A 19,311-nucleotide genomic window follows, 5' to 3' on the forward strand; every position below is an offset into this window, starting at 1 on the left:
ATCTCGTCATGTTGGACATTTCACGGTGTTTCGTCCACGGCGGGGTGGGTTTATTCCCGTTGCCGGTGAGGTCTGCGCAGGTTATTGCGTAGCTCCACCGCCCCGTATCCACGCCGTGACCGTACTGTGACCTTGTGATGTGTGTCGTAGATCACGAAATTGTCTAAGTGTCTCTATATGCAACTCTCAGAGATGCCTTAGAGCTTCCTTAGGAAATTGGCGGGCCAGCGCTCTTTTAACCGCCAGCGAACGGAGGCAGAACGTCCACGACAGACCCTGATTCCGGCCGGTGGGAGCGGTCGCGGACGGCCACGCCGTCATGAAGGAAGGAACAACGCGCCAATACGCGTTCCAGTTCCGGCCCTTTTGCGGCCAGCTGGCGCGTCAGGTCGTCGAAAGATGCCCCCGCGGGGAGCTCCACGGTCTCTTCTTCGATGCCTGCGGCGTTCGCGGCGGCGGCGAAGTATCGGATTCGGATGCTCACCTAACCGCCGATCGCGCTCATGGGACGGTCAGGCTGCAGGAACGACGGGTCATTGATCCCGTGGCCCGGTTTCTTTCCCCACATGGCGGCCTGCCAGGCCGAGGCCACCACATCGTCGTCGGCACCCGAGCGGAGCAGCCCGCGCAGATCCGTTTCGGTGGTGGCGAACAGGCAATTGCGTACCTGACCGTCGGCCGTCAGCCTGGTGCGGTCGCAGTCCCCGCAGAACGGTCTCGACACCGACGCGATGATCCCGACCGTGGCGGGGCCCCCGTTGACCAGCCAGCGTTGTGCTGGGGCGCTGCCACGGGGCGCCGGATCCGCGCTCAGCGTGAATTCCCGGCTCAGGGCGGCGTGGACCTCGTCGGCGGTCACCATGTGAGCGCGGTTCCAGTGATGCCCGGCATCCAGTGGCATCTGTTCAATAATCCGCAGCTCGAAACCGCGCTCCAGACTGAACCGCAGCAGCTCGACCGAGTCCTCCTTGTACTGCTCGGGGGTCAGCACCGCATTGATCTTCGTCGGGGTCAGCCCGGCAGCGCTCGCGGCTTCCAGGCCGGCGAGAACGTCGGTCAGCCGGTCTCGGCGGGTGATCGCGGCGAAGCGATCCGCATCCAACGTATCCAGTGACACGTTGATGCGGTCCAGCCCGGCGTCCCGTAGTGTCGCGGCCTTACGGTCCAGACCGATGCCGTTGGTGGTCAGCGCGATATCCGGGCGTGGTGACAGTGCGGCCACCGCGGTGATGATTCGCTCCAAATCCTTGTATATCAACGGCTCTCCGCCGGTGAATCGGACGCTACGGATTCCGAGTTCGGTCACCGCGATGCCGATCAGCCGGATGTATTCCTCGGCGGTGAGCAATGCGTCGCTGCGCAGCCAGTCCAATCCCTCTGCCGGCATGCAGTACGTGCAGCGCAGATTGCACCGGTCGGTCAAGGACACCCGTAAGTCGGTCGCGATGCGGCCGAACGAATCGATTAACGGGGTCATAAGTCCAGCGTAGCGACCACTTGCGTGCGCCGAGTAGGATGACCAGTCACCGCGTCCTATTTGGGGCGCGTTAATCATGTGAGGTGAGTGCAGTGCCAACCGGCAAGGTCAAGTGGTACGACGCCGAGAAGGGCTTCGGCTTCCTGTCGCAGGAGGACGGCGAGGACGTGTACGTCCGGTCCTCTGCGCTGCCTGCTGGCGTTGAGGGGCTCAAGGCCGGTCAGAAGGTCGAGTTCGGCATGGCCGCGGGCCGGCGTGGCCCGCAGGCGCTGAGCCTCAAGTTGATTGACGCGCCGCCCTCCGTGCAGAAGACGCGCCGCGAGAGCAGCGGGCCGGTGAACCACAAGCACACCACCGATGAGCTACACGGCATGATCGAGGACATGATCACCCTGCTGGAGGGCACGGTGCAGACCGAGCTTCGCAAGGGGCGCTACCCGGATCGCAAGATCGCCCGCAAGGTCTCCGAGGTTGTGCGCGCCGTCGCCGCTGAGTTGGACGCCTGACCTGACACTCCTGCGCGCCGAGGATGTGATCGCGGCGCTCGATGCCGCCGGTGACCCCGGCCGGGCCCAGAAATCGGCACGGTTCTTCAAGACCGCGCCGGGCCAGTACGGCGAGGGCGACGTCTTTGTCGGTGTGTCGGTACCCGATCAGCGTGCGCTGGCACGGCAATTCCGTGGCATCGGACGTGATGCGGTGGCGCGGCTACTGGCCAGTGAGGTGCACGAGCACCGATTGACCGGGCTGATCCTGGCGGTATGGGAGTTCGCGCATGCCGAGGGCGCCGAACGTGACGCGTGGGTGCAGATGTACCTGCAGCAGGTCCGCGGCGGCCGGGTGAACAACTGGGACCTGGTTGATTCCTCGGCTGAGCAGATTCTGGGGGAATGGCTTGTCGGTCAGGACTATTCGCTGTTGCTGGAACTAGCGGCAGAAGATGACCTCTGGCGCCGGCGGGTGGGCATCATCGGCACCTTCGCCTTTACCAAACGCGGTGACGCGCAGCCCCTCCTCTCGGTGGCGCCGCTGGTGATCGACGACCGGCGTGACCTCATCCAGAAGGCCTACGGCTGGATGCTGCGTGAAGTTGGAAAGCGTTGTGGAGCCGATATTCTCATCAGTTATCTCGATGCGCACGCCGCGGCCATGGGTCGTACCGCACTCGGCTATGCCACCGAACACCTTGATGCCGTGGCACGTGCGGAGTATCGCGCTCGGCGCTAGTTCTGCCAGACCGTGGCCACGGACCAGATTGCGTGGGTGACCTCCAGCAGGTCGCCGGTCTCGGTCTGAACCACCGTCGGGAGCTTGATTTCCAGGCCCAACAGCCGCCGTCCGTCGCTGTCGATCGTCGGGATGGTCACGGCGGTCCGATGGTCGCGGTACACGCTTGATTCGGCCCGTTTGTGGTCGACGTCGTCCACCGGCGCATAGATCCTGGACAACATCCATGGCGCCTGGGCGATGCGCCCATCTACCGAAAGCTGCACGGGTTCATGAGCGTTGACGGCCAACTGGACGGTGTGTCCGGGCGGGTCGCACTGGTCCAGCTTGTTCTTGTCGCAGTACTGATAGGGCGCGGCGTGGATGACGGTGCCGTGCGTGAATGCGCTGATCTCGGGCCGCTCGTCTTTATGCCCGTGCAGCTGCCAGGCGATGAACCCCACCATCGCGGCAGCGGTCAACACCAGGACGACGGCAAGTGCCGCCAGTTTTGCCTTCACGCGACTACCTTGCCACCCTCTTGTTCGGCCATCACCGGGCGGTTACCGCCCAGGCCCGGAACGAGGGAGGCGCCACGGAAGCTGGCCAGTGTCTGCGCCAGGCCGAGGATGAGCACCGCGGATATCACCGTGAACCCCACCCACAGATCGGTGTAGATCATCACGCCGACGGCGCCACCGAGTACCCAGGACAGCTGCAACAGCGCCTCGGAACGCCCGAAGGCCGACGCCCGGGATTCCTCGGGCAGGTCATCTTGCAGCGAGGCGTCCAGGGACGCCTTCGCGATGGCGCTGACTCCCGATGTCACCAGCGTCGCGAACACCACGACCGCCAGCACTCCGGTGACCGCCGCCGCGAGCGCCACCACCGTGACCGCACCGGCGCACCGCACCACAAGCAGGGCTGGGCGGCCGAGCTTGAGCCGGGCGCTGGTGGCGTTGCCCGCGAAGTTTCCGATGCCGGCGGCGGCGCCGATCATGCCGAGCATCGCGAGCTGTTGAAAGCCGTGCGCGTCATGGGACTTGGCGACGAAGGCGGGGTACAGCGTGAGGAAACCGACCATCACCTTGATGGTGCTGTTGCCCCACAGTGCGGTGATGATGTTGCGGCCCAGCGGCTGCCGGATCTTGTCCTGCTGCTTGTGGGAGCGCCGGAGCAGGATCGTCGGGTGTTCACCGTCGTCGCCGTGGTAGCCGAAGGTGGTGGGCACCTCACCGGCGGTCACCTCGACCCACTTGGGGATGCGCATGGATGACCAGGCGCCCACCGCCGCCGCGGCCATCACGGCGAAGAGTGCTCCGGGCAACTGGAACACCCGGGTGAACATGAGCTCGCAGGCCCCGGCGATGGCGCCGCCCACGATGGTCCCACCGACCAATCCGAAGGTCGTAAGCCGTGAGTTGACGCGCACCAGGTCGATGGTCGGCGGCAGCACCCGCGGCGTCACCGCGCTACGCAACACGCCAAAGGACTTGGACAGCACCAGCATTGACAATGCGCACGGATACAGCACCCAGGGAGGGAAGCTTCCGCTGGCGCCGTCGTAGTTGGCGATCATGATGACGGCCAGCGCGATGCGCAGCCCGAATGAGGCCGCCAACGCCGCCCGGCGCCCGTGTTGCAGGCGATCCAGCGCGGGGCCGATCAACGGGGCGATAACGGCGAACGGCGCGATGGTGATGAGCAGGTACAGCGCCACCTTGCTCTTGGACTCAGCGGTGGCCGCGGCGAAGAAGAGTGTGTTGGCAAGGGCCACCGCCATGGCGGCATCCACCGCGAAGTTGGCCATCACCGGATAGGTGAGCGCGGTCAGGCCAGATTTGTCGGCGCCGTCGGCGGTCGCGGCCTTGTGGAACAACCCGTACATCCGGGAGCCCATCTCACGGCTGCGCATCGCGGCCACCCGGGTGACCGTCAGCTTGGGCGGGATTTCCCGCTCAGGCCGGGGACGTCGTCGCGACTCGTCCCGGCGTTCCTCGCCCAGGGGCGGTAGATACCGGTTCGATGAGCCGCCGGCACGAGGATCCCGCTGGGCACCGCCCGTCGGATAGTTGGCCATACCGGGGTGGGAGTTTGCGTCGCGCGGATCCTGATTTCGGCGGCGAGATGGGGAGTCGCTACTGCCTTGGCGGTTCCCGAACCGCGCGTAGTCGTCCCGCACGCATCGATTGTCCCTCACGGTGAGAAGATGGTCAGCGATGGACATCACTATCTCCGGCCGCGACGCCCTCTACACCTGTATAGACCAGGCTCGTACGGCCATCGTCGAGTTCAGTGGGGAGACCGTGGGCAAGTACCTCGGGGCCTCCTCCGAGAGCACGGATCTGCACGCGTTGACCCACCGCTTCGAAGCCGATCTGCCGGGATACCGCGGATGGCATTGGGAGGTGGTGATGGCCGCGGCACCCGGCGCCACCGTCGCGACCGTCAGTGAGGTGGTGCTTGTTCCGGGCACCGAGGCGCTGCGCGCGCCGAACTGGGTGCCGTGGGAGGAGCGCATCCGCCCGGGTGACCTGGGCCCGGGCGACTTGCTCGCCCCGCCGCCTAACGATCCTCGGCTGGTACCCGGGTACACCGACAGCGGAGATGCACAGGTAACCGAGACCGCCGGCGAGATCGGGCTGGGGCGTAAGCAGGTGCTGAGCCTGACCGGGCGTGTCGACGCCGCGCAGCGCTGGTTCGACGGCGACTGGGGCCCGGACACCGAGATGGCGCGCGCCACCCGCCGGGTCTGCCGATCCTGCGGCTTCTATCTGCCACTGGCCGGCTCACTGGGTGTCGCCTTCGGGGCGTGTGCCAACTCGATGTCGGCCGACGGCCGCGTCGTGCACATCGAGTACGGCTGCGGCGCCCATTCCGATACGCCGCAGCCACTCAACGCCGCGATGCCGCTGTACGAGCCCTTCGACGACGGCGTCCTGGATCTAGCCGACTAAACGCCTTCTGCGGCCGCTTTGATCCTGGCCAGCGATGTCCGCATGCCCTCCAGCAGTGCCTCGTCGAACACCTCGGTGCCGCCGAGCATCAGATTCTGCAGGTTGGTGGAGATCGCCGAGCGCTTCTCACCCATCACCCGCCGTTCGGTGACCCTGGTGCCACCGGCCGCGGTGGGCTCCAGCTCGTAGCTCCACTCGCTCAGGTTGTCTTTGACGTGCCAGGCCAGCCGCTTGTTGGGCTCGACGGCGGTCAACACGGCGCGTGTCGGCCACACCTTCCAGCCCTTGCGGTTGTAGTTGACGACGTTGGTGCCCGCCTGCACAGGACCGCGCACGAACATCTTGCGGGTCTGTGGGCTCCATCGTGGCATGTTGTCCAGGTCGGCGATCAATCCCCACACCTTCTCCACCGGCGCATCGATCTCGACGGCGGTTTCCAGCAGTGATGCGTTGGGCATGAGATTGCTCCTCTTTCCGGGATATTGCGGGGTTGATTCGGCTACAGGCCGGTTTGCGCGCCGCGTGAGCCGCGCCGCACCGCACGAACTTGTAGCAGGACGATGGTGGTGCCCAACGCGCCGGTACCCAGTCCGGCAAGCGTGATGGGACGCCAGCTCTCGAGCGCAGGAATGGTGAAGGCAAGGAAGTTGGCAATGAGCCACAGCACTGTGCCTGCGACGACAACCGGCCACGGATTGAGCAGTGCGGCCGGGAGCGGGGGCGGTTGGGGCGCGGGGGTGTCCACTAGATGCGCAGCATACGTGGCACGAACTACACCGGGCTAGGTCCCTGTGAAAGCCCTGGACGTGCCGTAAGGTTTGGGCCGTGAGCGACCCCGATGCCCGGTTGGCCAGCGATCTGTCGCTTGTTGTCATTCGCCTGGCCCGGCATCTGCGGTTCCGGCGCGCGGATTCGCCGGTCTCGTTGACGCAGCTGTCGGCATTGGCGACGTTGCTTAACGAAGGGGCGATGACCCCGGGTGCGCTCGCTGCCCGCGAGCGCGTGCAGCCGCCGTCGATGACGCGGGTGATCGCCTCGTTGGCCGAGCTCGGGCTGGTGGAGCGCTCGGCGCATCCGACCGACGGCCGCCAGGTAGTTGTCTCGTTGTCGGAGGCGGGTGCCGATATCGTGCAGGCCGATCGCAGCGCCCGCGAGGAGTGGTTGCGCGAGCACTTGGACGATTTCACCCCTGAGCAACGAGCCGTGCTGCGGCAGGCGACCGACCTGCTGTCGGCACTGGTCAATGAAAACGGTTAGCTGACAATCTCGTTAGTCTCTAAAATGATTCACCGTGGCTGACCGCGGCGGGATATTCGTATCGCTGCGCACACGTAACTACCGGCTATGGATCAGCGGTCAGATGGTGTCGCTCGTCGGCACCTGGATGCAGCGCGTCGCGCAGGACTGGCTGGTGCTGGACCTCTCGCACGGCAACGCCTTCCTGCTCGGTGTGGTGATGGCGCTGCAATTCGGGCCGACGCTGTTGCTCTCGGTGTGGGGAGGAATGCTGGCCGACCGCTACGACAAGCGCCGGATGCTGATGCTGACCCAGGCATTGATGGCGCTGTTCGCGTTGACCGTGGGACTTCTGCAGGTCACCGGTCTTGTCCGGATCTGGCATGTGATGGCGGTGGCCTTCGCGATGGGATGTGCCGCGGCGATCGAGGCACCCACCAGGCAATCCTTCACCATTGAGATGGTGGGTCCGGAGCATCTGCCCAACGCGGTCGGGCTCAACTCCATGGTGTTCAACCTCGCTGGCATCATCGGGCCGGCGATCTCGGGAGTGTTGATCGGGCTCGTTGGTACCGGCTGGGTGTTCCTGCTGAACTTCGTCAGTTTCATTGGTGTGGGTATCGCGTTGTGGCGGATGCGGCCTGCGGAGCTACACCCGAGCGATCCGGTTCCACCCGCAAAGGGCCAACTGCGTCAGGGCTTTTCGTATGTATGGCACCGCCGCGATCTGTTCATGATCATGCTTACCGTGTTCTTGGTCTCGACATTCGGGCTGAACTTCTCGCTGACACTCGCGGTGCTGGCGCGAGAGACCTTCGGTCGTGGCGCGGAGTCATACGGGCTGCTGTCGACGGCGCTGGCAGTCGGCACATTGTTAGGCGCCACGCTGGCTGCCCGGCGCACCGAGAAGGTGCGTATGAATCTGTTCTACAGCGCCGCTATGGCTTTCGGGGTTTCCGAGGCTGTCGTCAGCGTGATGCCGACCTATCTGTCGGTGGCCGTCGCGCTCATCCCGACGGGTCTGCTTGCGCTGACGTTCACCACGTCGGCGATGAATATCATTCAGCTGTCCGTGGATTCGCAGCTGCGAGGAAGGGTGATGGGCATTTACATGGTGGCTTTCCTGGGCGGCACCCCGCTGGGCAGCCCGTTGGTGGGCTGGCTGGCCGATCTGCACGGTGGACGGATGCCGCTGCTGATCGGTGGGGTGGTATCGGTGGCTGCCGGGCTGACCTGCGCGGTGTATCTGCGCCGTCATCCGTGTCCGGTTGTGGCCGAGGTGGTTCCGGAAGCCGGCCAGATACGTGCCGGGCTTGTTCCGCCTGCTCCGGTCGCTACCCCGGTGTGCGAACCGACGCCGCTGGCCAGGCGGATGTAGATGCTGGTCATCGATATCGACAACGCTGCCGACCCTCGTTTGGACAGCTTCCGCGATCTCAACAGTGTCGACCGCAGGCCCGATCTGCCCAGCGGGAAGGGGCTGGTGATCGCCGAGGGCGTCTTGGTGGTGCAGCGCATGCTGGCGTCACGATTCGCACCTTTCGCGCTTTTGGGTACCGACCGCCGATTGACCGAGCTCGCAGCCGATCTCGAGCCTGTCGATGTTCCGTACTACCGGGCAAGTCCCGAGGTCATGGCGGAGGCCGTCGGCTTTCATCTCAACCGGGGAGTACTTGCCGCGGCGAGGCGCCCCGTGGAACTGTCGGCGACCGAACTCATGCAAACCGCGCGCACGGTGGCGGTGCTGGAGGGCGTCAACGACCACGAGAATCTGGGTTCGATTTTCCGCAACGCCGCGGGAATGGGGGTCGATGCGGTGCTCTTCGGCAGCGGGTGCGCGGACCCGTTGTACCGGAGGGCGGTGCGGGTGTCGATGGGGCACGCGCTGCTGGTGCCGTTCGTTCGTCTTCCCGAATGGCCGAAGTCGTTGTACAGATTGCGGGACAACGGATTCCGATTGTTGGCGATGACGCCTGCCGGAGACTCGCGGTCGCTGGCCGATGTGATTCCGCCGCTTCAGAACGAGAGGGTGGCGCTGATGGTGGGTGCCGAGGGACCTGGGTTGACCGACGTGGCTTTGCGTGCCAGCGATTTCCGTGTGCGCATCCCGATGGCCAATGGCACCGACTCCTTGAACGTGGCCACCGCCGCGGCCATGGCGTTCTATGAGCGCGCTAGGCTCGCGCCGTGACCGGCGATAAGCAGCCCGCACGGCGGACAACGAGCTCGGCGGAATCCGACACCCCGTGGGTCGAGGGCATCGTCTCGGCGATGTGTGTGGCCGTGGTGGTCGCGGTGGGTGTGGTGGTGCTGAGCCTCGGTCTTGCGAAGGTACATCCGTTGTGGGCAGTGCTACTCAATATTGTTGCAGTGGGCGGTCTTTCGCCAACATTATGGGGTTGGCGGGAACGCCCGGTGTTGCGATGGTTCGTGCTGGGCATCGCGATCGGGATCGCCGGCGGATGGCTGGCGGCCGTGGTGACCGCCCTGATCACCTAGGGTGCGGTCTCGCTAATTCTGGCCGCTGGAGCGAACCCCGAGCAGCACGTCTTCCCAGGTGGGCACCGCGGGCTTGCTACGCCGTGAGCGGCGCGGCGCGGGAGCCGGCTGGGCGTCGTTGACTTCCTCGACCGGCTCCGGCTCGCGGACGGGCTCTGGCTGCGGCGCGGGGCGCTCGGTGAACAACTCCGGTTCGGGCTCGGGGAGAAGCGGAGCCACCGGCGCAACAGTGCGCAGGCTGCGGGTGAACGTCGGGTCGATGAGTTCGCGGGCGGAATCATCGAGTGCGGTCACCGTGCCGCCATGCGCCCCGGGGGTGAACCGGAAGTGCGCCTTGTTGTCCGACCGGCCCGCACGCCACTGCAGCTGGACAGTCCATCGTCCGTCCTCGACCTTCCAGGCGTCCCACTCGATGGCGTCGGGGTCTAGTCCCCGCGCGAACATTGCGCCGGCCACGGTATCGGCGAGCGAGTTGACGGTGGGGCCGTCGCTGCGGACGGGGTGGGCCGCGGTTGCCATCTCGGCAGCGCGCTGCCGTTCCAGCAACACCGGATGGGCGAACCGTTCGATCCGCGCGACATCGACTCCTGCGGCCGTGGCGACCTGCTGAACGGTGGCGCCGGCCCGGATGCGGGCCTGAATTTCCCGGGGTCGCAACGAGCTCTCCATTTCGATCTGAATCTGCCCGAGGCGGGACAGATCACCCCGGGCAGCTGCACGGAGCCTGTCGTCGGCGTCGATGACGAACTTGTCGCTGCCGTTGGCGTCCTGGCAGACCACTCGCTTGCCGTCGGCTGATAGGCCGATGACTTTCAGTTCGCGCACGATGTCCTCCTCGCCCTGGTCTGGATGACCCAGTTCTTGGGACCTTAGTGCAGGTAGAGGGCCATTCCGCGGTGACACGCGGGGGTGTGGGCTACTTGCTTTTACGGACAGTTCGCGCTATGTGACGCATGTGGCAGGTGTTGTTTGCCACTAGGGGCACATGACCTCGACCTGGAAGGGCTTGATCATGCCGCCCGTTCCCTGGCGATCGCTTCCCCATGCGGTGCCCTTGACGGTGTAGTGCTTGCCGTCTTTGGCGAGGGTGGCGCTCTCACCGTCTTTCTTGAGTTGTTCGATGTACATGAACTTGAGGCCGTTGACCTCGCCCAGGTTGATGGTCTCGATTGCGGGCGGCTCTCCGATGAGGGTCAGCCCGCGAGCATCGTGGTCTTTCGCGACGCTGATGAACGTCCTTTGCTCATACTTATCGCATCTGACGGGGGCCCCGGCTACCACAGTCAGAGCGCCGACTGTCATCGTCGCGGTGCCGCCTTCCGGCTTGCTGAACTGTCCGGGCTTGGCAGGGCTGGTGACGACAGGTGAGGCGGTATCGGTGACCTTCGTGATCCCCGTGGTAGTTGCGCAGCCGGACTGGACGGCAGCCAACAGGACCACGCCGACGACGGCGGCCCACACTCGTTTCATAGCGTCCCCCTGGTAATCCCGAAACAGACTAGCCGGGCAACACGACGGTGTTGCCCGGCTAGATCAGTGTTTCGTGCCCTATGGGCAGGTGACCTCGATTTCGAATGGCTTGTTGGAGGGCTGCATCGGGTTGGCCATGTCCACGGCGATCGCGGTGCCCTCGATGTGGTACTTCTTGCCGTCCTTGGTGGCCTTTGCGTTCGCTCCGGGGGTGCCTTCGGAGAATGCCAGCGACTGCCCGTTGAGGCTGCCCAGACCGGCGGACTTCACCGTCGGAGAATCGCCTTCCGTCACCACGGCACCGAAGCCCTGGGCGCCGCTGCCGATGACGATGTTGACGTTGCCGTTTGAGGCCTGGCAGACGACGGCCCCCTCGATCTTCTGCTCCTTGCCGTCGATGACGACCTTGGCGGTGCTGTTTGTGGCGACGGCGCCGCCGTTGTTACTGACGGTGGTGCCCTTGGTCTCGGACTTGTCCTTATCGCTCGAACAACCGACCAGACCTGCGGCGATAATCGCCGCGCCGCCAATGGCGACCACAAGCCCACGCTTCATAGCGTTCTCCTTATGTGTGATGAGGGGTGGAGCCGAACAGGAGAAGTATGGGGTCGTGAGGGGGTCTGGTCTGCGGAATCGCAGGTATACCTATGTACCCAGATTTGCGATGTCGATACCGGCCGACAGCACGATCACCGCGACCACAGTCAGGGTGGTCAATGTGATGGGCCTGCCGCCGTGATGCCAGTGCCCTCGCGCCAGCGCGTGATGGCGCACGGTGCTGATGGCGGCGATTCCGAGTACAACCGCGGTCGCGATCAATGAGGCCACCGCGGTCTGCTCGTGGATGAGCGCGTGGGTCAGAAATACCGCTGCGGCTCCGGCGGCGGCCAACCCGGTGCGAAGCCAGGCCAGCGCCGTGCGTTCGACTGCGTGAGTCTCGGGGTCGGTTCTCATCGGTAGAACACGGCAATCGATGCCAGGATCGCGACGAGTCCGATGCTGACCGCGAGCAAGGGCACCAGCAGGGTGCCCTTGAGAGGCTGGTCCCGGTCCATCCGGTCTTTCACATCGCGCCAATGAACGTATGCGCCAATGGACACCACCACGGCCAGGGCCAGGCAGGACGCCGCCAGTACATGCCGAACCCCGGCATGGTGAAACGGTTGGACGAGGGTTTGTACCGCTACACCACCGGCGAGTAAACCGAGGGCGGTCCGGATCCACGAGAGGAATGTGCGCTCGTTGGCCAGCGTGAAGCGGTAGTCGATCTCGTGATCTTTGTGCGGTTCCGTCACCCCGACTAACTTACCGAGCCTGATGCCGATATCGGCAGGAGCTGGATTGCCAATATCTATCATTTATTGAACGACCGTATGTAATTCAATAGGTATTGTGGGATGTATGAAAATTCTGGCTTTGGGTGGAGCAGGCGCAATGGGGGCCGTCGCCGTACGGACCGCTCGAGAAGTACCGGGCATCGAGGAGATCGTCATCGCCGACCGCGACCTCGGCGCGGCTGAAGGATTGGTGCGGCAGTTGGGGGAGGGGTGCGTACCGGTCCGGGCTGTTCAGATCGATGTCGCCGATGAGGCGGCGTTGCGCGCCGTCTTGGAACCGGTTGACCTCGTTCTGAATACCGTTGGGCCCTACTTCCGATTCGGACTGACGGTGCTGCTTGCGGCGATCGAGACAAGAACGCACTATCTGGACATCTGCGACGACTGGGAGCCGACGTTGCAGATGCTTGAGCTCGATGAAACGGCGCGCGAGTACGGTGTCTGTGCGGTGATCGGTATGGGCGCGAGTCCGGGAATCAGTAACCTGCTTGCCGCTACCGCCGCAGCGGAATTCGATTCGATCCACGACATCTACACGGCGTGGCCCGTAGACGTCGGCACCGACGGCGATGACACCGAAGGCAAGGCTCAGTTGCTCGGCTCCGGCGGCAGGCCAACTGCTGCGGCAGTGCATTGGATGGAGCAGGCCAGCGGCACCATCACCGTGGTGGGGGGCGGGCAGCTCGTCGAGCGGCGCCCGCTGAGCCCGGTCACGTTGGACCTGCCCGCCGGACATCGGGGTACCGCCTACTCGATCGGTCATCCGGAACCGATCACGCTGCGGCGCAGTCTGAAACCGATCGGTACCGTCCTGAACCTCATGGTCATCACACCGTGGACGGTGGCCTACCTCGACACGCTGCGTCGTGACATCGACACCGGACTACTCACGCGGGAGCAGGCCGCCGCGGCCTTCGCGGTCCCCGGATGGCGGCGGGCAGTGCGTTCCGCTTGTGCGGCCGTTCGCCTGCGCGGTGCCGGGACCCTCCCGCCGTTCTTTGCCGCAGTCATCGGTGAACGAGACGGCGATCGTCATACCGCGCTTGCGCGTCTGAATCTGACCGGACCGCAGGCGCAACCGATGAGAAGCGCGTTACGTGACATGGCCCGCATCACCGGTGTGCCCCTGGCCCTCGGGATGGCACAGGTGATCGATGGCACCGCGCGCCGCGCGGGAGTTCACCCGCCCGAGGCGGTTATCGAGCCAGGGCGGTTCTTCGCCGACCTTGGGGCGGCGCTGGGGTGTGCCGATGGGGTCTCGCCGTATCTGGTTGAGCATGCGCCGCGGCCCTGATTCGTTCGGCGGTTCACCGAACGTAGGATGATCGAACGCAATACGGCGGCTCTCGTGAGGTGAACGTTTGGACATCCAACACGTCCTGAACTCCGATATCTCCACCCGCAGTGTGGTCGAGAGCATGATCCGTGAGGACGCGACGATTTCCGCCGGCGAGCTCTACGATGTCGCCGGCATCTTGGGGATGAGCGACCAGCAGGTCCGATTGTGTGTCAAACGCCTTGTTGCCGAGGGCCGTTTCACGCATGAGGGGCGGGGGCGCAGGGCGATTCTGTATGCGACGGGGGCGACGAGGAGCTCACTGGAACCGGACCTGGAGTACGTGCGCTACATGTACGAGCAGGATCGCGGCCTCGCACCGTGGGATGGGTGTTGGCACCTCGTCGCATTCGCGGTACCCGAATCGGCCCGTACGGCACGCGATGCCATGCGCGACGCGATCCTGCGGTTGGGAGGTGCGCCGATCCAGGGTGGCTTGTATGTGTGCGCCAATGCCTGGGAAGCCCGGATCGCAGCCACCGCCGAACAACTCGGCGTGACCGAACACGTCACGTCGTTCACCACGACCGACCTCGCACTGGGTGGCCGATCGGAAGCTCGCGAGCTGGCCGACCGACTCTGGCCGGTCGACGCAATCGCCGAGCGTCACCGCAGGCTGCTGGCGGTGGCCGAAGCTGTTCTTCCCGCGATTCGCACCGCGTCACGAACCGAACTGCTCACCCTAGCTGTGGCGCTGGCGGCAGAGTTCACACAGGCGGTTGAACCCGACCCCCTCCTGCCGCCGCAGCTGCTCCCACAGCCGTGGGTGGGCGCGGCCGCGCGTGCGGCGGTCGCCGCGTGCTGGGCAGAGTTTGCGAAAACCGAAGCCGAACAACCAATTCGATTGTTCGGATGGTATGCCGATGCGATTCGACAGATTATCTGAACGGCGCTGTGCGCCTCATCCAGGCCAGTGCGCCGCTGCCCAGCGCGGCGCCGAGAAAGGTCAGCGTGAACCAGAACCAGCTCCATGACGGTGGCAGCGGAAACAGTAGGAACACCGCCAGGGCGTACCCGCCAACCGCTAGGTGAAGGCGTAGCACATCGTGAAGACTCGTCAATGTCACCGCAGTGATGATGCGCCGCAACACAACCAACTTCGCGGCGAACATTCCGAGCAGAAAAGTGAGTCCGAGCAGCTGGACCCACAGCGGTGGGGCGCCCGTCCACGGTGAGGAAAACGGCAGCGTCGCCGCCGCGAGTAGCACCCCACCCGCGGCCTCGCAGAACGTCAGCCGTCGTATGAGGACTCCACTGCTCATCACGTTCAGCGCACCGGCTGTTTCGCAACGTAATTCCGTAGGTTGTCCAGATAGCCGGGCGCGTAGAGCGAACGTGGGGATAACACCGCGACCATCGTTGAGCGCCAATTCTGATCGTTGTCCAAATCGGCCTTCACGATGTTGTGTGACGCGTTGGGGTATCGCTGCACGGTCAGCTGCTGCGGAGGCAGGATTCGGCGGTAGGTCTGCTCGGTCTCGTCGACATCGACATTCAGATCGTCGTCGCCGATGGCGAGCAGAACTGGCGTTGTGACGAGCGGCAGGATATCGGTGACATCGGACCGAAAATTCTTGCGGACGAAATTCCAGCGATCGGCGGACATGGGATCAGAATCCTGCTGCGCCGCAAGGTACTGCTCGTAGGTCGCGTTGTCGCGCAGTAGTCGCAATCCCGTCTCGCGGCGATTCAACGCGGTGGCGATCTCGGATTCGGAGGCTCCACGGTGCCGAAGATCGGCGAGTAGGTTGTATCTCCCCTGCCGTAGCCAATTTATAGCCGCACCAACGATAATCACGAACTGTAGATCTGGTCGGTGGGCGGCGACCTCGGGTACCACCCATCCGCCTTGGCTGATACCCCATATTCCGATCCGCCGCGGGTCGATATCGGTGCGCTGGCGCGCCCAGTCGATCGCGTCCTCTGCTTCATTGGCCCGGTCGTGCATGCTTTGATTCAGCCAATTCCCCGGAGCTCCTTGGATTCCCGGTTTGTTCCAGGATAGTGAGGCATAGCCCGCCTGGGCGAATGATTCCCAGATCGGTTCGTAGAAGCCGTCTCGTGTCGCGTTCGCCGCGCCGTCGCCATGCACGAACACGACCAGCCCGAACGGTCCGGTGCCACGTCGAGGCAAGGCGAGTGTCGCCTGAAACGGCCCGGTCGCGCCGGGGATGATCACCTGCTGCATCCTGATCGCGAAGTCGTTCGCGTAGATCACCCAGCCGCTCGCGCCCAATACCAGTGCGATGACGCACGACGCGGCGATGCTGAGCCGCACGTGCCGGCGATTCGACCGGCGGAAGGAGGCGCCAAAACTATCAAACACGATACGATCGTATATGAATTAATAGTTACGTGGAACGTGTCATCACGTCAGATGCGCGCGCGGCGGAGCGCCGTGCCAGCGCGTGTAGGCATGTGTGAACGCCGCGGGTTCGGAGTACCCCAGACGGTCGGAGACCTCTTTCACGGTGAGGTCGTTGGCGAGGAGTTCCTTGGCCAGGGTCTCGCGTACCTCGTCGAGCAGTGCCCGATAGGAGGTGCCCTCGCGTGCCAGCCGACGGTGCAGCGTGCGCTCGGCGATGTGCATGCCCGCGGCGATGTGGCCCATGGTGGGCACCTGCCCGGGGACTCGAAGCAGCTGGTGGCGCACCTCACCGGCGATACCGTCACGGGAGCGCCGTTGTTCGAGCAGTTCCTCGCACTGGCGCACGCACAGGGCGGCCGTGTGCGGATCGGCGGTGGGCAGCGGTGCCGCCAGCAGCTCGGTGGGAAACACCAGCGCATTTCGGGGCGAGTCGAATTCGACGGTGAGTAGCCCGGCCAGGAGGCGCAGCGGCGTGTCGGGACCGCTCCGAAGCTGCATGCGTGCTCCTACTGGCATCGCGCCGCCGAACAGGATGGGAACTATGCCGGCGATCGCGGCCAGATCACGTTCCAGTAGAAACCGGCGGACATCGGGCGGGATCTCGCTCTCGTCGAGATCGAAAATACTGTCCGCGTCGCCGATGGTCAGCGTGAAGCGGTGAAATGTCGAACTGAGCTGGCTGAAACGCAACCCGACCGCGAGCGCGTCGCGCATGGTCGGGCTGGACAGTAGGGCGAATCCCAAGATTCCGGCACTGGCGATTTGATAACGGGTACCCACCTCGATCCCGAGTCCCACCGGATCTCCCGTGAGCGCCAACAAGTTCCGCACGATCTGCAGTTCCTGGGCCCCGCTCACGACGGCGTCGGGCCCTACCAGGTCGGCGTCGGTGAGACCCGTCTCCGCCAGGCATGGGCCTGTGCCGAAACCGCGGTCTCTGGCCGCTTCGACGAGGTTCCGTGTCGCGGTGGGTGAGCGCGGATAGTCCCAGAATGGGCGACCACCATCATCGGGCACTGTCCGAATTTATCAAGTGTTTGGCGGATGAAGTCATTCAATGCCGGATGTGCGATCAATACGTTCAGGCCATGGCAAGGACGACTGATCACATGTTCGGGCAGGTGGCGGTCATCACCGGCGGTGCCAATGGCATTGGTGCCGAGGTGGTGCGGCAGCTATCGCGGCGGGGAGCTTCGGTGGCGGTGCTGGATCGGGACGCCGCCCGGGCGGATGCATTGGCTGCTGAGTTGGGGGACGGGGTGGCCGGGTTCGCCGCCGATGTCACCGATCCCGAATCGATCGCCACGGCAATGGACGCTGTTGTCCAACGATTCGGTGGAATCGACATCGTGATCGCGAACGCGGGCATTGCCGGCCCCATCGCGACGGTCGCGAGCGTTCGGCCGCAGGAGTGGCAGCAGGTGATCGATGTGAACCTGGTGGGCGTGTTTCACACCGCGCGGATCGCTATTCCGCACGTTCGGGCGCGACGCGGATACGTGATGGTGGTGGCCTCTGCGGCAGCCGGGCTTCCCGGTCCGACCTTCAGCGCCTACATGGCCGCTAAGTGGGGTGTTGAGGCGCTGGCACGTGCATTGCGAATCGAGCTGTCCGACAGTGGGGTTGGTGTCGGCATCGCGTACTTCGGGCTGATCGACACCGAGCTGGGGAATTCGATAGCAGCTAACCACGGTCTCGGGGCCATCATGTCCACCCTCCCGGATTTTGTTGGCAAGGCCGCTCCCGTCAGCGCCGCAGGCACGGCCATTGTCGAGGGCATCGCACGGCGCAGTCGTCGGGTGTACGCACCACGCTGGGTGCCATTGTTGTTGGACCTAAGGACAGCCGTCTATCACCTGGACGGACTACTCGGTCGAAATAGACGACTGCGGAAGGCGATTCGCGAAGCAGATGCGGGTATGGCGGCATGATGCGCCGGTCACCCTCTGTTGCGATCGTCGGAGCAGGCATGTCCGGTCTGTGTATGGCGGCGATGCTGCACCAGGCGGGCGTTACCGATATCACCATTCTGGAGAAGGCGGATGAGGTCGGCGGCACCTGGCGAGACAACACCTACCCCGGCCTGAGCTGTGATATCCCTTCTCGTTTTTACCAATTCACCTTTGCGCCGAAGCCGGACTGGACCAGGTTCTTCTCGCCAGGGGGTGAAATCGGGGAGTATTTCCGGCGTTTCGCCACCGAGTTCGATCTTCGCCGACGGATTCGGTTCGGTACCACGGTCACCGAGGCCCGGTTCGAGGACGGCCGGTGGCGGGTGTGGACCGATCAAGGCGATGTCTTTGTCGTCGATTTTTTGATCTCGGCTACCGGCATCTTGCGGGAACCGCGATATCCGACCATCGATGGGCTCGCCGATTTCCACGGTCCGGTGATGCACTCGGCACGCTGGGACCACTCCTTCGACCCCACGGGGAAACGCGTCGCGGTCATCGGTACCGGATCGACGGGGGTGCAGATCGTCTGCGGCCTCGAACCGGTTGTGGGCGAATTGAAACTGTTTCAGCGCAGCGCCCAATGGGTGGTGCCCGTCCCCAACCCGTCGTACACGAAGCTGGCGGACATGGTGCGTGCCAGGGTGCCGATCCTCAGTGCCGCGGCCTACCACGGCTACCGCAGTGTGTTCGAGTTCCTTGCCGCGGCGTTGGTTCGTCCCGGCTGGCAACGCCGCCTGATTTCGGCACTGTGCAGGGCCAACCTTCGGACCGTGGCGGATCCGGACCTGCGGCGCAGGCTCACCCCGGACTACCAGCCGATGTGCCGAAGGCTGGTGATCTCCGCGGGGTTTTATCGTGCGATGCAGCGTCCCCACGTCGCCCTGGTGGACACGGCGATCGATCACGTCGAACAACAGGGGATAGTGACTGCCGGGGGGCGGCTACACGAGGTGGATGCCATCGTGCTGGCCACCGGATTCGATGCCCATGCTTTCATGCGCCCGATGAATCTCATTGGGCAAGAGGGCATTACGATCGATGCGCTGTGGTCCGGCGGCCCCGTGGCACATCTGGGGGTGGGCCTGCCGGGTTTCCCGAATTTCTTCATGCTGATGGGTCCGCATAGCCCGGTCGGCAACTATTCACTCACCGCGATCGCCGAGCACCAGTGCGAGCACATTCTGCGCTGGGTCCGTCGCTGGCAGGACAATCAGATCGACGCGGTGGCACCCTCTGCTGCCGCGACGGCGGCATTCAATGCCGAGATGCGGGCCGCCATGCCGGGCACGGTGTGGGCCACGGGTTGCACCAGCTGGTACCTGGGCAAGGACGGCGTCCCCGAACTGTGGCCATGGACGCCCGATGCGTATCGGCATCGACTGGCAGCCGAGCCGAACCCATCCGACTATGACCTTGTGACGCCGGGTGCCAGATTGGTCGAACACCTGCGAAGGTAACCCCTCACAGGAA

The 19,311-nt window shown here is 64.7% G+C and carries 25 protein-coding genes; 11 read left to right on the forward strand and 14 right to left on the reverse strand.

All coding sequences use genetic code 11. The annotated features are described in order from the left end of the window. Nucleotides 1–235: 235 nt before the first annotated feature. Both HBA99_RS03935 and moaA read right to left on the reverse strand, forming a co-directional pair. Nucleotides 236–484 (reverse strand): MoaD/ThiS family protein, encoded by a 249-nt coding sequence (locus HBA99_RS03935; protein ID WP_030094324.1) that lies wholly within the window; start codon nt 482–484, stop codon nt 236–238. Then, on the reverse strand, nt 485–1,477 hold the full coding sequence (gene moaA / locus HBA99_RS03940; RefSeq protein ID WP_057966607.1) for a GTP 3',8-cyclase MoaA: 993 nt from the start codon (nt 1,475–1,477) through the stop codon (nt 485–487). Between the two features lie 92 nt (nt 1,478–1,569). On the opposite strand from moaA, the gene HBA99_RS03945 reads away from it, so the two are divergent. Both HBA99_RS03945 and HBA99_RS03950 read left to right on the forward strand, forming a co-directional pair. Further along, the gene (locus HBA99_RS03945; RefSeq protein ID WP_030094326.1) at nt 1,570–1,983 is read left to right on the forward strand and encodes a cold-shock protein; all 414 of its coding nucleotides are present in this window, start codon (nt 1,570–1,572) and stop codon (nt 1,981–1,983) included. 28 nt (nt 1,984–2,011) lie between these two features. Continuing rightward, a complete protein-coding gene (locus HBA99_RS03950) occupies nt 2,012–2,704 on the forward strand; it encodes a DNA alkylation repair protein (RefSeq protein ID WP_070952344.1) in 693 nt (230 codons plus the stop codon). On the opposite strand, the gene HBA99_RS03955 is transcribed toward HBA99_RS03950, so the two are convergent. Both HBA99_RS03955 and HBA99_RS03960 read right to left on the reverse strand, forming a co-directional pair. After that, on the reverse strand, nt 2,701–3,204 hold the full coding sequence (locus HBA99_RS03955) for a DUF2771 domain-containing protein (protein WP_070951546.1): 504 nt from the start codon (nt 3,202–3,204) through the stop codon (nt 2,701–2,703). The genes HBA99_RS03950 and HBA99_RS03955 overlap by 4 nt on opposite strands. After that, complete coding sequence (locus tag HBA99_RS03960) at nt 3,201–4,865, reverse strand: MFS transporter (RefSeq protein WP_109418636.1); 1,665 nt, start codon at nt 4,863–4,865, stop codon at nt 3,201–3,203. Before HBA99_RS03960 ends, HBA99_RS03955 begins: the two co-directional genes overlap by 4 nt. Nucleotides 4,866–4,902: 37 nt before the next feature. Between HBA99_RS03960 and HBA99_RS03965 the strand changes: the two genes are divergently transcribed. Next, the gene (locus HBA99_RS03965; RefSeq protein ID WP_030094330.1) at nt 4,903–5,640 is read left to right on the forward strand and encodes a DUF3027 domain-containing protein; all 738 of its coding nucleotides are present in this window, start codon (nt 4,903–4,905) and stop codon (nt 5,638–5,640) included. On the opposite strand, the gene HBA99_RS03970 is transcribed toward HBA99_RS03965, so the two are convergent. After that, the gene (locus HBA99_RS03970; RefSeq protein WP_046252616.1) at nt 5,637–6,098 is read right to left on the reverse strand and encodes an SRPBCC family protein; all 462 of its coding nucleotides are present in this window, start codon (nt 6,096–6,098) and stop codon (nt 5,637–5,639) included. The two genes, HBA99_RS03965 and HBA99_RS03970, sit on opposite strands and share 4 nt — an antisense overlap. Before the next feature lie 41 nt (nt 6,099–6,139). After that, a complete protein-coding gene (locus HBA99_RS03975) occupies nt 6,140–6,385 on the reverse strand; it encodes a DUF2530 domain-containing protein (protein WP_070950185.1) in 246 nt (81 codons plus the stop codon). An 80-nt stretch (nt 6,386–6,465) separates the two neighbouring features. Here HBA99_RS03975 and HBA99_RS03980 point away from each other — a divergent pair, with 80 nt between their 5' ends. Genes HBA99_RS03980 through HBA99_RS03995 form a run of 4 tightly spaced genes read left to right on the forward strand, consistent with a single transcriptional unit; the run spans nt 6,466 to nt 9,375 of the window. Then, nucleotides 6,466–6,897: an Rv0880 family HTH-type transcriptional regulator gene (locus tag HBA99_RS03980; RefSeq protein WP_030094333.1), complete on the forward strand. Its 432-nt coding sequence runs from the start codon at nt 6,466–6,468 to the stop codon at nt 6,895–6,897. A gap of 34 nt (nt 6,898–6,931) precedes the next feature. Beyond that, on the forward strand, nt 6,932–8,254 hold the full coding sequence (locus HBA99_RS03985; RefSeq protein ID WP_057968772.1) for an MFS transporter: 1,323 nt from the start codon (nt 6,932–6,934) through the stop codon (nt 8,252–8,254). Further along, the gene (locus HBA99_RS03990; RefSeq protein ID WP_070951545.1) at nt 8,255–9,067 is read left to right on the forward strand and encodes a TrmH family RNA methyltransferase; all 813 of its coding nucleotides are present in this window, start codon (nt 8,255–8,257) and stop codon (nt 9,065–9,067) included. Further along, nucleotides 9,064–9,375: a DUF2537 domain-containing protein gene (locus HBA99_RS03995; RefSeq protein ID WP_267888794.1), complete on the forward strand. Its 312-nt coding sequence runs from the start codon at nt 9,064–9,066 to the stop codon at nt 9,373–9,375. Before HBA99_RS03990 ends, HBA99_RS03995 begins: the two co-directional genes overlap by 4 nt. Nucleotides 9,376–9,387: 12 nt before the next feature. Here the strand turns inward: HBA99_RS03995 and sepH are convergent, their stop codons facing one another. The 5 genes from sepH to HBA99_RS04020 all read right to left on the reverse strand — a co-directional run bounded on the left by sepH (nt 9,388) and on the right by HBA99_RS04020 (nt 12,140). Beyond that, nucleotides 9,388–10,200 (reverse strand): septation protein SepH, encoded by an 813-nt coding sequence (gene sepH / locus HBA99_RS04000; protein WP_070951544.1) that lies wholly within the window; start codon nt 10,198–10,200, stop codon nt 9,388–9,390. Between the two features lie 150 nt (nt 10,201–10,350). After that, on the reverse strand, nt 10,351–10,845 hold the full coding sequence (locus HBA99_RS04005; RefSeq protein ID WP_070923784.1) for a lipoprotein LpqH: 495 nt from the start codon (nt 10,843–10,845) through the stop codon (nt 10,351–10,353). 78 nt (nt 10,846–10,923) lie between these two features. Then, nucleotides 10,924–11,400: a lipoprotein LpqH gene (locus tag HBA99_RS04010; protein ID WP_070923783.1), complete on the reverse strand. Its 477-nt coding sequence runs from the start codon at nt 11,398–11,400 to the stop codon at nt 10,924–10,926. Between the two features lie 90 nt (nt 11,401–11,490). Further along, nucleotides 11,491–11,799 (reverse strand): DUF202 domain-containing protein, encoded by a 309-nt coding sequence (locus tag HBA99_RS04015; protein WP_070923782.1) that lies wholly within the window; start codon nt 11,797–11,799, stop codon nt 11,491–11,493. Continuing rightward, the gene (locus HBA99_RS04020) at nt 11,796–12,140 is read right to left on the reverse strand and encodes a YidH family protein (RefSeq protein WP_046255521.1); all 345 of its coding nucleotides are present in this window, start codon (nt 12,138–12,140) and stop codon (nt 11,796–11,798) included. Before HBA99_RS04020 ends, HBA99_RS04015 begins: the two co-directional genes overlap by 4 nt. Nucleotides 12,141–12,246: 106 nt before the next feature. Here HBA99_RS04020 and HBA99_RS04025 point away from each other — a divergent pair, with 106 nt between their 5' ends. Both HBA99_RS04025 and HBA99_RS04030 read left to right on the forward strand, forming a co-directional pair. Beyond that, complete coding sequence (locus HBA99_RS04025) at nt 12,247–13,476, forward strand: saccharopine dehydrogenase family protein (RefSeq protein ID WP_070951543.1); 1,230 nt, start codon at nt 12,247–12,249, stop codon at nt 13,474–13,476. Between the two features lie 67 nt (nt 13,477–13,543). Then, nucleotides 13,544–14,404, forward strand: a complete 861-nt coding sequence (locus HBA99_RS04030; protein ID WP_070923780.1) for a PaaX family transcriptional regulator C-terminal domain-containing protein — start codon at nt 13,544–13,546, stop codon at nt 14,402–14,404. Here the strand turns inward: HBA99_RS04030 and HBA99_RS04035 are convergent. The 3 genes from HBA99_RS04035 to HBA99_RS04045 are packed head-to-tail and all read right to left on the reverse strand — an operon-like array spanning nt 14,397 to nt 16,903. Then, complete coding sequence (locus HBA99_RS04035) at nt 14,397–14,780, reverse strand: hypothetical protein (RefSeq protein WP_070923833.1); 384 nt, start codon at nt 14,778–14,780, stop codon at nt 14,397–14,399. The two genes, HBA99_RS04030 and HBA99_RS04035, sit on opposite strands and share 8 nt — an antisense overlap. A 5-nt stretch (nt 14,781–14,785) precedes the next feature. Then, nucleotides 14,786–15,844, reverse strand: coding sequence for an alpha/beta hydrolase family protein (locus HBA99_RS04040; RefSeq protein ID WP_070923779.1), 1,059 nt, complete (start codon nt 15,842–15,844; stop codon nt 14,786–14,788). A 42-nt stretch (nt 15,845–15,886) separates the two neighbouring features. Further along, on the reverse strand, nt 15,887–16,903 hold the full coding sequence (locus HBA99_RS04045) for an AraC family transcriptional regulator (RefSeq protein ID WP_070923778.1): 1,017 nt from the start codon (nt 16,901–16,903) through the stop codon (nt 15,887–15,889). A gap of 71 nt (nt 16,904–16,974) precedes the next feature. On the opposite strand from HBA99_RS04045, the gene HBA99_RS04050 reads away from it, so the two are divergent. Continuing rightward, the gene (locus HBA99_RS04050; RefSeq protein WP_070923832.1) at nt 16,975–17,817 is read left to right on the forward strand and encodes a short-chain dehydrogenase/reductase; all 843 of its coding nucleotides are present in this window, start codon (nt 16,975–16,977) and stop codon (nt 17,815–17,817) included. Continuing rightward, entirely contained in the window at nt 17,814–19,298 is a 1,485-nt protein-coding gene (locus HBA99_RS04055; RefSeq protein WP_070931498.1) for a flavin-containing monooxygenase, read from the forward strand. Before HBA99_RS04050 ends, HBA99_RS04055 begins: the two co-directional genes overlap by 4 nt. Nucleotides 19,299–19,311: the final 13 nt, after the last annotated feature.

Source organism: Mycobacteroides chelonae, from assembly GCF_016767715.1.
In the GTDB taxonomy this organism is placed as follows: domain Bacteria; phylum Actinomycetota; class Actinomycetes; order Mycobacteriales; family Mycobacteriaceae; genus Mycobacterium; species Mycobacterium gwanakae.

Excerpts from the sequence above, each read along its gene's own strand:
- HBA99_RS03965 (WP_030094330.1), top strand. The coding sequence starts at position 4,903 with ATGGACATCACTATCTCCGGCCGCGACGCCCTCTACACCTGTATAGAC.
- HBA99_RS04025 (WP_070951543.1), top strand. The coding sequence starts at position 12,247 with ATGAAAATTCTGGCTTTGGGTGGAGCAGGCGCAATGGGGGCCGTCGCC.
- HBA99_RS04055 (WP_070931498.1), top strand. The coding sequence starts at position 17,814 with ATGATGCGCCGGTCACCCTCTGTTGCGATCGTCGGAGCAGGCATGTCC.
- HBA99_RS03990 (WP_070951545.1), top strand. The coding sequence starts at position 8,255 with ATGCTGGTCATCGATATCGACAACGCTGCCGACCCTCGTTTGGACAGC.
- moaA (WP_057966607.1), bottom strand. The coding sequence starts at position 1,477 with ATGACCCCGTTAATCGATTCGTTCGGCCGCATCGCGACCGACTTACGG.
- HBA99_RS04035 (WP_070923833.1), bottom strand. The coding sequence starts at position 14,780 with ATGAGCAGTGGAGTCCTCATACGACGGCTGACGTTCTGCGAGGCCGCG.
- HBA99_RS04015 (WP_070923782.1), bottom strand. The coding sequence starts at position 11,799 with ATGAGAACCGACCCCGAGACTCACGCAGTCGAACGCACGGCGCTGGCC.
- HBA99_RS04050 (WP_070923832.1), top strand. The coding sequence starts at position 16,975 with ATGGCAAGGACGACTGATCACATGTTCGGGCAGGTGGCGGTCATCACC.
- HBA99_RS04005 (WP_070923784.1), bottom strand. The coding sequence starts at position 10,845 with ATGAAACGAGTGTGGGCCGCCGTCGTCGGCGTGGTCCTGTTGGCTGCC.
- HBA99_RS04010 (WP_070923783.1), bottom strand. The coding sequence starts at position 11,400 with ATGAAGCGTGGGCTTGTGGTCGCCATTGGCGGCGCGGCGATTATCGCC.
- HBA99_RS03970 (WP_046252616.1), bottom strand. The coding sequence starts at position 6,098 with ATGCCCAACGCATCACTGCTGGAAACCGCCGTCGAGATCGATGCGCCG.